This window comes from Stenotrophomonas sp. 2201_Sma (assembly GCF_056486685.1).
Window position 1 is genome coordinate 1,118,669 of the sequence record NZ_CM151329.1, and the last position, 13,750, is coordinate 1,132,418.

Annotated in this window: 7 protein-coding genes; 5 read left to right on the forward strand and 2 right to left on the reverse strand. The window is 66.5% G+C overall.

What is annotated here, in order from left to right; translation table 11 throughout:
- Positions 1–182 precede the first annotated feature (182 nt).
- Positions 183–1,796: an alpha-glucosidase family protein gene (locus ACZLIF_RS05335; protein WP_128989398.1), complete on the forward strand. Its 1,614-nt coding sequence runs from the start codon at positions 183–185 to the stop codon at positions 1,794–1,796.
- Between the two features lie 235 nt (positions 1,797–2,031).
- On the opposite strand, the gene ACZLIF_RS05340 is transcribed toward ACZLIF_RS05335, so the two are convergent.
- Both ACZLIF_RS05340 and ACZLIF_RS05345 read right to left on the reverse strand, forming a co-directional pair.
- Entirely contained in the window at positions 2,032–4,788 is a 2,757-nt protein-coding gene (locus ACZLIF_RS05340) for a TonB-dependent receptor (RefSeq protein ID WP_128989408.1), read from the reverse strand.
- Between the two features lie 225 nt (positions 4,789–5,013).
- Complete coding sequence (locus ACZLIF_RS05345; protein ID WP_128989396.1) at positions 5,014–7,068, reverse strand: glycoside hydrolase family 97 protein; 2,055 nt, start codon at positions 7,066–7,068, stop codon at positions 5,014–5,016.
- 237 nt (positions 7,069–7,305) lie between these two features.
- On the opposite strand from ACZLIF_RS05345, the gene ACZLIF_RS05350 reads away from it, so the two are divergent.
- The 4 genes from ACZLIF_RS05350 (at position 7,306) to ACZLIF_RS05365 (ending at position 13,241) form a co-directional block, all read left to right on the forward strand.
- Positions 7,306–9,498, forward strand: coding sequence for a glucosidase family protein (locus ACZLIF_RS05350; protein WP_128989394.1), 2,193 nt, complete (start codon positions 7,306–7,308; stop codon positions 9,496–9,498).
- Positions 9,495–10,982, forward strand: a complete 1,488-nt coding sequence (locus tag ACZLIF_RS05355) for an MFS transporter (RefSeq protein ID WP_128989392.1) — start codon at positions 9,495–9,497, stop codon at positions 10,980–10,982. The genes ACZLIF_RS05350 and ACZLIF_RS05355 overlap by 4 nt, the downstream gene beginning before the upstream one ends.
- A complete protein-coding gene (locus ACZLIF_RS05360) occupies positions 10,982–12,703 on the forward strand; it encodes an alpha-amylase family glycosyl hydrolase (protein WP_478462394.1) in 1,722 nt (573 codons plus the stop codon). The genes ACZLIF_RS05355 and ACZLIF_RS05360 overlap by 1 nt, the downstream gene beginning before the upstream one ends.
- 151 nt (positions 12,704–12,854) lie before the next feature.
- The gene (locus tag ACZLIF_RS05365; protein WP_128989390.1) at positions 12,855–13,241 is read left to right on the forward strand and encodes an SseB family protein; all 387 of its coding nucleotides are present in this window, start codon (positions 12,855–12,857) and stop codon (positions 13,239–13,241) included.
- Positions 13,242–13,750 lie beyond the last annotated feature (509 nt).

Sequence of the window (13,750 nt, forward strand, 5' to 3'; positions counted from 1 at the left end):
GGCGCTGCCCGTGAATTCGGGCGCAAACCGGCCTGCGGGCCTGATCGCCCCGGCCGTCCGTGACTGCCTGGCGTGAATACGTATGCAGGTGGCGCCATCCCCGCGGAGGCACCGCTAAGCTTGCGGGACTTGGTTTTCGGCCCGCTTCCGGCGGGTCCCGCATGCCCGGAGGGGGGCTGTCGATGTCGCACTATCCATGGTGGCGCGGAGCCGTCATCTACCAGATCTATCCGCGCAGTTTCCTCGACGCCAACGGCGACGGGGTCGGTGACCTGCCAGGGATCATCCAGCGCCTGGACCACATCGCCACGCTGGGTGTGGATGCCATCTGGATCTCGCCGTTCTTCAAGTCGCCGATGGCCGACTTCGGCTATGACATTGCCGATTACCGCGACGTCGACCCGCTGTTCGGCAGCCTGGAGGACTTCGACCGCCTGCTGGCCAAGGCCCACGGCCTGGGGCTGAAGGTGATGATCGACCAGGTCCTCAGCCATACCTCGATCGAGCACGCGTGGTTCCGCGAGAGCCGCCAGGATCGCAGCAATCCGAAGGCCGACTGGTACGTCTGGGCCGACCCGCGTGAGGACGGCACGCCGCCCAACAACTGGCTGTCGCTGTTCGGCGGCTGCGCCTGGCAGTGGGAACCGCGCCGCGAACAGTACTATCTGCACAATTTCCTGGTCGACCAGCCGGACCTGAACTTCCACAACCCGCAGGTGCAGCAGGCCACGCTGGACAACGTGCGATTCTGGCTGGACCGTGGCGTGGATGGCTTCCGCCTGGATGCGATCAACTTCTGCTTCCATGACGCGCAGCTGCGCGACAACCCGGCCAAGCCCGCTGACAAGCGCGTTGGCCGCGGCTTCAGCCCGGACAACCCGTACGCGTACCAGTACCACTACTTCAACAACACGCAGCCGGAGAACCTGCCGTTCCTGGAGCGGCTGCGCGCGCTGCTCGACCAGTACCCCGGTGCGGTCAGCCTGGGCGAGATCTCCTCGGAGGATTCGCTGGCCACCACCGCCGAGTACACCCGCGATGGCCGCCTGCACATGGGTTACAGCTTTGAACTGCTGGTGGACGACTACAGCGCGGCCTACATCCGCGAGACTGTCTCGCGCCTGGAAGCCGCGATGACTGAAGGCTGGCCGTGCTGGGCGGTGTCCAACCACGATGTGGAGCGCGCGGTCACCCGCTGGGGCGGCCATCCGGCCGATCCGCGCCTGGCGCGCATGCTGGTGGCGCTGCTGAGTTGCCTGCGCGGCTCGGTCTGCCTGTACCAGGGCGAGGAACTGGGCCTGGCCGAGGCCGAGGTGCCGTTCGAGGCGCTGCAGGATCCCTACGGCATCACCTTCTGGCCGAACTTCAAGGGCCGCGATGGCTGCCGCACTCCGATGCCGTGGACGGATGCGCCACTGGCCGGTTTCACTACCGGCCAGCCGTGGTTGCCGATTCCGGCCGGGCACCGGGCAGCGGCCGTCGCGGTGCAGGACGCTGACCCGCAGTCGGTGCTGGCGGCCTTCCGGGCATTCCTGGGCTGGCGTCGCCATCAGCCCGTCCTGCAGCATGGCAGCATCCGGTTCCTTGACAGCAGTGAGCCAGTGCTGCTGTTCGAGCGTATGCTTGCAGATGAAACCCTCCTGCTGGCCTTCAACCTGTCGGGCGAGGCGGTGACCCATCCGCTGCCGGCCGGCCGTTGGCAGCAGATGGATATGCCGGGCCCGGATGCGGGCACGGTGCAGGGTGGCGAACTCCAGCTGCCGCCGCGTGCGGTGTTCTGCGCACGACGCAGCTGATCGATTTCTCCGGTGGCGGTACTTGCGGGGACGGGGCCGAAGCGCCCCGTCCCTTTTTTATGGGCCGTGCCGTGGCTGGCGGACCCCGCCCAAAAGAAAACCCGCTGCAGATGCGCAGCGGGTTTCCGGTCATGCCTGCGGTCCTCGCCGCCGGGCATGGCCCGGCGCTACCGATGGGGTGATTGCCGGGCATGGCCCGGCGCTACCGATGGAGCGGTTGCCGACCCGGTGAGGGTCAGAACTTGTAGTTCACACCCAGCACGTAGGTGCGGCCCCACTCGATGTATTCCAGCGGGCGATCCTTGGTGCCGGCGTAGGTGCGGTACGGCTCGTTGGTCAGGTTGCTTCCCTGCAGCAGCAGGGTCAGCCCGCGCAGGGCGCTGCTGTCGCTGAAGGTGTAGCTGATCTGCGCATCGGTCACGTTCTCGCCCACCACATAACGCAGGGTGCGGTTGCCGTTGAAGTTGCCGATTTCACCGATGAAGTCCGAACGACGGCGCTGGCTCACGCGGGCCTCGAAACCATTGCGCTCGAAGTACGCGGTGAAGTTGTACACACGCTTGGACAGGCCCGGCAGGCTGATGGGATCGGTACCCACGCTGGAGGCGCTTTCCGGGTCGAGGATCTTGATGTCGCTGTCGTTGAAGGTGGCACTGGCCTGCACGCCGAAGCCGCGCAGGCTGTCGGTGAGCATCTCCAGCGGGAACGAACCGGTCAGCTCGAGGCCGCGCAGGGTACCGCCCTCACCGTTCACCGGCGTGGAGAAGGTGCCGTTCGGCAGCACGGGCACCACCATGCCCGGCGGCGGCACGTAGTTGCCGAGCAGCCCGCTGAAGTCGTAGTTGTCCACCGACTGCGTGTAGACGTAGCTCTTCAGGTCCTTGTAGAAGATCGCCGCAGCGACGTAGGCCTTCTCGCCGAAGTACTTCTCATAGGACAGATCCAGCGCGGTGGCGCGCCACGGGTCCAGCCGCGGATTGCCGCCGCTGCCGCCGGGGCGGCCGGTGGAGGTATCCACGCCGAACTCCAGGCCGGCGCGCATCTGGTCCACGCGTGGGCGCGCGACCTGCTTGGCTGCCGCGAAGCGCAGGGTCTGTTCGTGCGGGAACATGAAGGCCAGATTCAGGCTCGGCAGCCAGTCGTTGTACTTGCGGCCGTCGGAGTAGGGCTGCACGTTGCTGCCGGCGGGCTGCGACGCGTCCCAGTAGCGGGAGTCCGAACTCTGATCGGTGCGCTGCATCTGCACGCCGATGTTGCCGCGCACGCCGACCACGCCGATGTCGGTGTTGATGTTCAGGCGCGCCCAGGCGGTGGTGATCTTCTCCTGCACCGTCCACGACTTGGGAATCAGGTAGTCCAGGTTGTCGACCGGATCGAAGGTCATGTAGCGGGCGACCGCCGCCGGCACGTTCCAGGCCGGGATGGTACCGAGGCCGGCAAAGCCCAGGTTCACCGGGTCGTACTGCAGGTCCGCCGCGATGTTGGCATCGCCCTGGGCACCGAGCAGGATGTTGCCCTCGGACTGGGTCTTGACCTTGCGGCGATCGGCATAGTTCACGCCGATGTCCAGGTCCGGTGCCCACGACGCCATCGCTTCGGGCAGGGCGATGGTCGCCGCCAGCTTGCCGCCCTTCAGGCGATCTTCCACCTTCGGCACCTTGCCGTAGCCGGACCCATAGATGGTGTTGGTCAGGAACAGGGCATCGGGATTGGAGTAGTTCATCCCCGGGCTGATCTGCGAGAAGCCGTTCTGGCGGATCTGCACGCCGACCGTATCCAGCTGCGGCATGGGCGTGAGCTGCAGATTGTTCTCCAGGTTCAGCTCGTCACGCGTGGCCTTGGAGTAGTTCAGGTCGGCGACCAGCTTGACGCTGCCGAAGTTGAATTCGTTGTTCCAGCCGAACGCGTCGATCTTGTCCTTGCGCTTGTTGTACATGCCGCGCACCAGCGGGTACACGCCGCTGGCGGTACCGCCGGTGAAGGTGCCATCGGCGTTGATCTGCGGATTGCTGATCAGCAGGCCCGGCAGGTAATTGCCGTTGTAGTTGCTGAGGTTCAGTTCGAACTGGTTGGCGGTGTCGATCTGCTCGGCTTCGGTGTGGAACGCATCGAAGGTGCTGCTCCAGCTGTTGTTGGGCCGGAACTGGATCGTGGCCATCACGCCATCGCGCTTGTTGTTGCCGGTACGGCGCAGCGCCTTGATGCCGTCGGAGAAATAGGTGCCTGCAGCAACGCCGGGACGTTTTCCGTCCGTGGTGTACTGGGTGGTCCACGGCTCGTACAGGCCGACCTGGTTTTCCTGGATCGGGTTGTCGCTGTGCGCGTAACCGATGGCGATGCCCAGGGTCTTGTCGAAGAACTGGTCGATGTAGCTGGCGCTGAAGCGGTTGCCGAACTCATCGACGTTGGCCGCATCGCCGAGCGAGCTCTTCTGCAGGCGCCCGCTGACGGCGATCACCCGGTCGGGGAAGCTGAGCGGACGGGCGGTCTGCATGTCGATGGTGCCCGACAGGCCCTGGCCGACCAGTGCCGCATCGGGCGTCTTGTACACCGTCACGCCGTTGACCAGCTCGGATGGATACTGGTCGAACTCGACGCCACGGTTGTCGCCGGTGCTGACGACCTCACGGCCGTTGAGCAGGGTGGTGGCGAAGTCCGGGGACAGGCCGCGCACGCTGATCACCTGTGCACGCCCGGCGACGCGCTGCGCGGCCAGACCGGGCAGGCGCGAGATGGATTCGGCAATGCTGACGTCGGGCAGCTTGCCGATGTCCTCGGCGGAGATCGCTTCCACCACCGAGGTGGCGTCCTGCTTGATCGCGATCGCGTTCTCGATGCCGCGGCGGATACCGGTGACCTGCACCGTATCCAGGTTGGTGGCGGCGGTGCCGGCCGGCGTGGTGGTGCTCTGCGTGGTCTGTGCCGCCGCCAGTGACGGCGCCAGGACAACGGCCAGCGCGATGCTCAGCGCGCTGCGCTTGTGGTTCAACATTTTCCCCTCCCAGGCAATGTTGTTGTTCATTTCGAGGTCGTTCCGGCAACGCCGTGAACGTGCGACGCGGTGGCCGCTGTCGTCGCCGCTATGGTAGGCAGCGGGTTCTCCGCGGGAATCACCCTGCATACGTATTCAATGACGTTTGCAGGGTTGTAATCGCTTTCAGATCCCCGCCACGGTAGCGCCGGGCCATGCCCGGCGAACGTCACGCGGGGGCATTCATCACTCCAATGGCGTGAACCGAATGGCCTGCCCGCCGCCCGGCGCCAGCATCAGGTTCAGTGCATCGGCGCTGGTCACTTCACGCGTCTGCCGCGTGAACGCGAACGGATTGCTGCGGTAGTCCGCACCGTCGCCATCGCGATAGATTTCCGCGCGGTAGCGCACGCCCGGCTCCAGGAAGCCCAGCGACACCGGCAGCACGCGGCCATGCTCGTCGGTGATGCTGCCCAGGAACCAGTCACGGCTGTTGCGGTCGCGGCGCACGATCGTCACGTAGTCGCCCACTTCACCGTCGAGCACGCGGCTCTGCTCCCAGTCCACCGCCACGTCTTCGATGAAGCGGAACGCCTCCCGATGCTGCAGGTAGTGTTCGGGCAGATCGGCGGCCATCTGGATCGGGCTGTACAGCACCACGTACAGCGCCAGCTGACGGGCCAGGGTACTGGGGATGGCTTGGCCGTGGCGGCCCTTCAGGCTGAGGATGCCGGGGGTGTAATCCATCGGTCCGGCCAGCATCCGGGTGAACACCAGATTGACTTCGTGTTCGGGCGGGTTCGGCGGCTGGCCCCAGGCGTTGTACTCCATGCCGCGCGCGCCTTCGCGGGAGATCCAGTTGGGATAGGTGCGGCGCAGGCCGGTGTCCTTGATCGGCTCGTGCGGATTCACCGACAGGTGCCGGCGCGCGGCTTCCTGCACGACATGCAGGTGGTGGCGCGCCATGAACTGGCCGTCGTGCCACTCTCGCCACAGCGGGCCACCCGACGGGTTGCGACGGTCGACCTGGCCGTCGTCGCAGACGTAGCCGGTCTTGAACTGGTCCACGCCCAGCCGCGCATACAGGTCCAGCGCGGCGTCGAGCTGCGCCTCATAGTGTTCGATGGCACAGCCGGTTTCATGGTGGCCGATCAGGTGCACGCCCTTCTTCAGTCCATATGCCGAAAGCGCTTCAATGTCGAAATCGGGCGTGGCGCGAGTGAAGTCGAAGTCGTAGCCATTGCCCACCCACATGCCGTCCCAGCCGGGATTCCAGCCCTCCACCAGGACGCCACGGAAGCCGTGCGCGGCGGCGAAATCGATCACCCTCCTGGTCTTGGCGGTGGTCGCCGCATGCTTCGGTCCGGTCGCCCAGCTTTCGTTGTCCAGGTGCATCGACCACCACACGCCCAGGTACTTGGCCGGCTTCACCCAGCTCACATCGCCCAGTGCATTGGGCTCGTTGAGATTGAGGATCAGGTCGGACTCGACCAGGCCGCCGGCGCGGTCGGCGATCTGCAGCGTGCGCCAGGGCGTGACGAAGGGCAGGGCACGGCGCACCTTCCACCCTTCGGCCGAGGGCGAGAGCTGCGCGCGCAGGCGCTGGCCGTCGGTACGGCGCAGCCACATGCCGGCGTAGTCCACCAGCGCAGCCTCATGGATCGCAACGTGCAGGCCATCGCGGCTGCGCAGCGTCATCGGCGTGTGCACCAGCGGGATCTCGCGCAGCGGCGTGCGCTGGTAGAGATACTCGTAGTGGATCGGTTCGCCGGCGGGGATCCACCATGCTGTGGAGTCTGCCGCGATGGCGAATTCGGTCAGCTCGTCATCGATGATCGCTTCGCGCAGGTTCGGTTGCTCAGGGAACACATAGCGGAAGCCCAGGCCGTCGTCGTAGACGCGGAACACCACATCCAGCCGGCGCTTGCTGCCGGTGGTTTCGGCCAGCTGCACGGTCAGCTCGTTGAAGTGGTTGCGGGTGAGGCGGCGTTCCCCCCACGGCTGTTCCCACGTCTCATCGACGCTGCGTCGTTGCTGCCCGAGCAGGATGAAGTCCCGGTCCAGGCGGCCATCGCGCAGTTCGAAGCCAAGCCTGGAATCCTCCACCACGGCTTCACCGAAGCGCTCCACCCGGTAGCGGGCGGTGCCGCCGTCCAGCACCAGGCTGACCTTGAGCACGCCGCCGGGCGATTGGACGCTGGTGATCTGCGGGGCGGCCTGCGCCAGCGCGGCCAGGCCCAGCAGCGCAACGCCCATGATTCGCGCGAACACCGCACGTACAACACTGGATGACATCGGCATTTCCCCTCCCAAGGCGCCGTTGGCAGACCCGGACCATAAGCCAGCCCGGCGGGCGTACTGCCGCGTCGGTGCATGAATACGTATGCAGCTGGACGCAGGCGACAGCCCCGCGTCTACCATGGGCCCAAGGCACCTTGAGGGAGGCGCCGCGCCCGCGCGCCGGTCACGGCTGCGCGGACCTATAAACGGTGCAGAGAGGGAGGGAGGTCGACGGGCGCAAGCCGGTCTGCCGCTTCGATGCTGAAGATCATTTGCCTGACCGCTGCCCTGGGGGCAGCGCTGGGGACGACCGCGCATGCGGCCGACCTGGAATTCGACGGCCGCCATGCGCGTGCCGAAGCGGCTGCCAAGGGCAGCTTCGTGCTGCACACGCCGAACGGCGCTGTGCCGATTGCCGCCGCGCCGATGCGCAGCCAGACCGGAAGCGTGATGTTCGACGCGCTGTTCGCGCTGGCCCAGCAGGAGATGGCGCAGGACCGGGTCGATGCGATCCGCGACCCCGCCTTTGACGAAGGGCGGCCGGTGCCATGCGACTGCTTCCAGACCGGCGCCCGCTGGCCCTACGTGTGGACCCGCGATGTCAGCTTCGCCGCCGACCTGGCGTTGGCGCGGCTGGATCCGCAGCGCACCCGTCAGTCGCTGCAGTTCAAGTTGTCGGCTGCCCGCGATGGGCGCACGCCCGGCCTGTTCGTCGCGCAGGATACCGGCTCCGGCGGCAGCTGGCCGATCAGCAGCGACCGTGTGGTGTGGTTCCTGGCCGCACGCCACCTGCTGGATGATCCTGCTTTTGCCGAACAGGTCTGGCAGGCGCTGCAGGGCACGCTGGCGCAGGACCGGGCGATGGTGTTCGACCCACAGATGGGCCTCTATCGCGGCGAAACCTCGTTCCTCGACTGGCGTGAACAGACGTATCCGGACTGGACCCGGGAGAACGTGCGCTTCATCGGTGATTCCTACGCGCTGTCCACCAACGTCCTGCACTACCAGGCACTGCGGCTGGCAGAGCAGATGGCCGCGCAGCGGGGCGATGATCGCCGTGCGCAGTACAAGGCGTGGGCCGATGAACTGGCGGTACGGGTCGATGCGCGCTTCTGGCGCGACGACATGGGCCAGTACATGAGCTACATCGGTGAGGCGGCGCATCCGGTGCCCTACGCCAAGGTCGACCTGCTGGGCCTGTCGCTGGGCATCCTGGCCGACGTGCTGCCCGAGGCGCGGGCGCGCCGCGCGCTGGCGAACTACCCGATGGGGCCGGCCGGCAGCCCGGTGGTGTGGCCACAGGAAGCCCAGCAGCCGATCTACCACAACCGTGCGATCTGGCCGTTCGTCAGTGCGTATTCGCTGCGTGCTGCGCGACAGCTGGACGACGCGCCGCGCATCGCCGCCGAGATCCGCTCGCTGATGCAGGGGGCGGCACTGGCTGGTTCCAACATGGAAAACTACGAGCTGGTCAGCCAGGCCGTGCATGTGGACGAAGGCGCGCTGAGCGGGCCGGTGGTCAATTCAGAGCGCCAGCTGTGGTCGGTGGCCGGCTATCTGGCCATGGTCACCGAAGGCGTGTTCGGCGTGCAGGACGATGGCCGCGTGCAGCCCAAGCTGCCGGCCGCGCTGGTGCCGGAACTGTTCGGCACACATCCCCGTATCACGTTGGAAGCCAACGGCAAGCGCTATGTGCTGGAGCGCCCGCAGAACGTGGGCGATGGCCTGCTGGTGGCCGGCAGAACCACCACGCGTGGCAGCACCACGACGGTGCAGCTGGTCGCCGCCCCGGCAGCAACCGGTTTCGCTGCCACGACTGCGGATGCCAACATGCGTGCGCCGGCCACGCCGGTTACGCCGCAGGCCCTGCGCAAGGGCGCGGGCTGGAACGTTCCGGTGGCAGCCGATCAGGTGCTGTGGAAGGACGGCAAGGCGGTGACCGACAGCAAGGGCGTGGCGCGCATCAGCGACGATGGCCTACAGCATTGCCTCAGCCTGACCCGGCGCGAAGGCACGTTGGAATCGCTGCACAGCCCGATGCTCTGCGTCGGTCCGCAGCAGGTGCTGAAGGGCGAGCAACGCTGGCAGTTCACCTCGGCCAAGGCCGGGCAGGTGCGCCTGCGCCTGCAGTACCGCAACCCGAACGGGCCGATCAACACCGGCGTCACGGCTGCGGTCAAGCAACTGGTGCTGCAGTGCCCGGGCCAGCCATTGCAGCGGCATACGGTTGCGATGCCGCACAGCGTGGCCGTGCAGGACTCGACCTCGGCAACGTTCGCTGTGCCAAAGGGGCCGTGCACGGTCGCGCTTGAAGAAGGCTTCAACATGAGCGCGCTGCAGCATTTCGCGCACTACACCGGCGGAAAGGGCGGGCGCGAAGGCGTGCTCAACCAGGCGCAGGTGAAGGCGCTGACGCTGGCTCCGGTCGCCACGGCGGAGGACGCACGATGAACCGCCCTGCCAAACCGCAGCTGTCGTTCTGGCAGATCTGGAACATGTGTTTCGGCTTCCTCGGCATCCAGTTCGGTTTTGCCCTGCAGAACGCCAATGCCAGCCGCATCTTCGAGACGCTTGGCGCGGACATGGAGTCGGTGCCCGGGCTGTGGATCGCCGCACCGTTGACCGGCCTGCTGGTGCAACCGGTGATCGGTTATCTCTCCGACCGCACGTGGACGCGCTGGGGCCGGCGTCGCCCGTTCTTCATGATCGGTGCGGTGCTGACAACGCTGGCCCTGCTGGTGATGCCCAACTCACCTGCCTTGTGGATCGCGGCGGGCACGTTGTGGGTGCTGGATGCTTCGATCAACGTATCGATGGAACCGTTCCGGGCCTTCGTGGGCGACCAGCTGGCACCGCGCCAGCGACCGGCCGGTTACGCGATGCAGAGCTTCTTCATCGGTGTCGGTGCCATCGTCGCCAGCTTCCTGCCGTTCATCCTGGCCCACTTCGGCGTGGCCAACACCGCCGCTGCCGGCGAGGTGCCGGATACGGTGCGCTACGCGTTCTATTTCGGTGCGGCAGTGCTGCTGGCGGCGATCACCTGGACCGTGGTCAGTACCCGCGAGTACTCACCGGCAGAACTGGCGGCGTTCGATGACGCCGAGCCACCGGCGCACCATGCCGCCGCCGCTGTGAGCGGCCCCGCGCCGTGGGCGCAGGTTGCGCTGTGGCTGGGTGCGGGTGTGCTGCTGGCCGCTGTGATCGCCGCGCGCCAGGGCGACAGAATGCTCTACGTGCTGGCGGGTCTCTGCGCGGGCTATGGTGTGCTTCTTGCGCTGGCCCGTACGCTGCCGCAGGCACACATGCTGGCGGCGATCGTGGGTGATCTGCGGGCGATGCCGGTGACCATGCGGCGGTTGGCCTGGGTGCAGTTCTTCTCGTGGTTTGCGTTGTTCGCGATGTGGATCTACACCACCGCAGCGGTGGCCGGCACGCATTTCGGCTCCACCGACCCGCAGTCGGCGGCGTACAACGAGGGTGCCAACTGGGTCGGTGTGCTGTTCGGCGCGTACAACGGCTTCGCCGCACTGGCCGCCTTGCTGATCCCGCCAATGGTGCGCGCCATCGGCCTGCGCTGGAGCCACCTGGTGAACCTCTGGCTCGGCGGGCTGGGCCTGATCTCGCTGATGTTCATCAAGGATCCCACCTGGCTGCTGCTGTCCATGGTCGGCGTCGGCTTCGCCTGGGCCTCGATCCTGTCGCTGCCGTACGCCCTGCTGTCCGACAGCGTGCCGGCGGCGAAGATGGGCATCTACATGGGCCTGTTCAATTTCTTCATCGTCATTCCGCAACTGGTCGCCGCCAGCGCGCTGGGTTTCGCACTGCGCGAGTGGCTGGGCGGAAATCCCCTGCACGTGCTGGTGCTGGGTGGAGTGAGTCTGTTCATTGCCGGGCTGTGCGTGCTTCGCGTGCCGGCCCATCAGGAGAGTGCGTGATGCATGTGTATTCCAGAATGTCGCTGGGGCTGTCGCTGGCCCTGCTCGCCACGGCGGTACAGGCCGCATCGCGCCCGGACTACGTGGGCACGCTCGAACCGTTCGCCAGCGATGCCGTGTACTTCGTGGTGACCGATCGTTTCGTCAACGGTGATCCTTCCAACGATCATCGCGATCAGGGGGGCAGCCACCGCACGTTCGACATTCCAGTGCCCTGCCCGGACAAGGTGGACGGCAACATCGGCTACCTCGGCGGCGACTTCAGGGGCGTGCTCGACAACGCCGACTACATCCGTCAGCTCGGCTTCGGTGCGGTGTGGATCACGCCGATCGTCGACAATCCGGATGAGGCGTTCACCGGCAGCAAGCCGATCAGCTGCACCAGCACGCTGACCGACCGCGGCAAGACCGGCTACCACGGTTACTGGGGCATCAACTTCTACAAACTCGATGAGCACCTGCCCAGCAGGGACCTGGACTTTGCCGGACTGACCAAGGGCCTGCACGGTGCCGGCCTGAAGGTGGTGCTGGACATCGTCGGCAACCACGGTTCGCCGGCCTGGACCATGCCGACGCGGCAGCCGCAGTTCGGCCAGATCTTCGACAAGGAGGGAAAGCTGATCGCCGACCACCAGAACCTGCCCCCGCAGAAGCTGGATCCAAAGCACAACCCGCTGCACGCGTTCTACAACACCATCGGCCCGGTCGACAGCAAGGAAGGCTCGATCTTCGATGGCAACCTGGCCGAGCTGTCCGACTTCAACCAGAACAACCCGGCGGTGATGGACTACCTCGTCGGCGCGTACCTGCAGTGGACCGCGCAGGGCGTGGACGCACTGCGCATCGATACCATCGGCTGGCTGCCGCACCCGTGGTGGCACGAGTTCGTGAACCGCATCCGTGCCGAGCATCCGAACATGTTCATGTTCGGCGAGGCCTTCGATTACGACGCCAGCAGGATTGCCGAGCACACCTGGCCGGGCAACGCCAACGTGAGCGTGCTCGACTTCCCGCTGCGTGGCGCGCTGGAACAGACCTTCGGTACCGCCGGCAAGGGCTTCGAGACGCTGGCCGAGCCGCTGCACCTGACCGGCGGCCCCTATGCCAATCCGTACGAGCTGATGAGCTTCTACGACAACCACGACATGCCACGCCTGCAGGCCAGCGACAACGGTTTCATCGACGCACACAACTGGCTGTTCACCGCCCGTGGTATCCCGGTGGTCTACTACGGCTCGGAAACCGGCTTCATGCGGGGCCGTGCCGAGCATGCCGGCAACCGTGCCTACTTCGGCCAGGCGCGGGTGGATGCCGCACCGCAGAGCCCGATCTTCGCGCCCCTGCGGCGCATCGCCCAGCTGCGCCAGGCCACCCCGGCGCTGCAGCGCGGCCTGCAGGTGAACGAGCGCCTGCGTGGCAATGAGGCGGTGTTCTTCCGTGTGCTGCAGCAGGGGGATGTGGCACAGACCGCATTGGTGCTGTTGAACAAGGGCGACAAGGCCAGGAGCTTCACCGTGGCGCGTTACGTCCAGGCAGGCCGCTGGCGTGATGCGCTGGACGGCGGTTCGTTGCAGGTGGATGCCTCCCTGAAGGCCGAAGTGCCCGCGCATGGCGTGAAGGTGTACGTGCTGGATGCCTCCGTGCAGCAGCCAGCGCTGCAGGCCGAGCTGGACAAGGCGATGACCGACCAGAAGGCTCGGGACCAGCGTCTGGGACGGTGAGGGCGCCGCCGGGCATGGCCCGGCGCTACCGCTCTTGTGGGTGCCAACCTGGGTTGGCACTCCCGCTCTGGTAGGTGCCAACCTCGGTTGGCACGCTCTTCGAGCAGGCTCGACCCTACAATAGGCACCCCCCACGCCGCGCCGTACCGCCATGTCCGACCTCGCCCCGCAGACCCCGATCGAAACCCTGCTGAAGGCGGCGATGGACGGGGCGGTGCCGATCCGCGCCTTCATGGAGGCCTTCGTCGCCTCCGAGGTGCTGCTGCTGACCGGCAGCCTGGTCACCCCCGACGGCAGCGGCTTCGACCCACTGCTGTTCGACAAGCAGGGCACGCTGCACGTGGCCGTGTTCACCAACCCATCGCGGGTGGGCATCTACAGCCAGCAGGCCGAACACCAGATCCGCTGGCTGATGCTGGATGTGCTGCGCCGCGTGCCGGGTGGCTACGGCGTGGTGATCAACCCGGGTACCTCGCTGGGCTTCGAGATTTCGCCCAGCGGCGTCGGCGAGATCCTGAAGGATTTCGCCCAGGGCTGAGCCGACGCTGCGTAATTTGTAGAGTCGAGCCATGCTCGACTGCCGTCCGCACAATGCCAGATCAGTCGAGCATGGATCGACGATGCGGAAAGCTTCCCTTCGGGGCCAGGACGCGGCTTTTCGCTGGAACAGGAACGGCAGCAGCTGAACACGCCACAGGATGCCGAGGGTTTCCCGCACCTGATCGGAGCTTTCGATGGACACCCGTGGGTCGGTGCCGTGCAGCTCAAGCGCAGGGGGATGCAGGCGTTGCTGCACTGCTGGCATTGGCTGGGCGGCGTGTGATGGTGCGCAGGTTGGCCGAATGAGCGCATCCACACCGCGCCAATCCTGCCTGGCCCTGATCTTCCTGATCGCGGCGCTCGCTACCATCGCCACGGTCGTGGTCCATGTGCTGCTGCGTTGCTGGGGCCGAAAGCCTCGGTACGCTGAAGCTTCGCGGCCATCGTGGGCAGTGTGCCGAGCATGGCTCGGCACTACAGTAAGGCCGAGCCAGGAACGCACGCGTT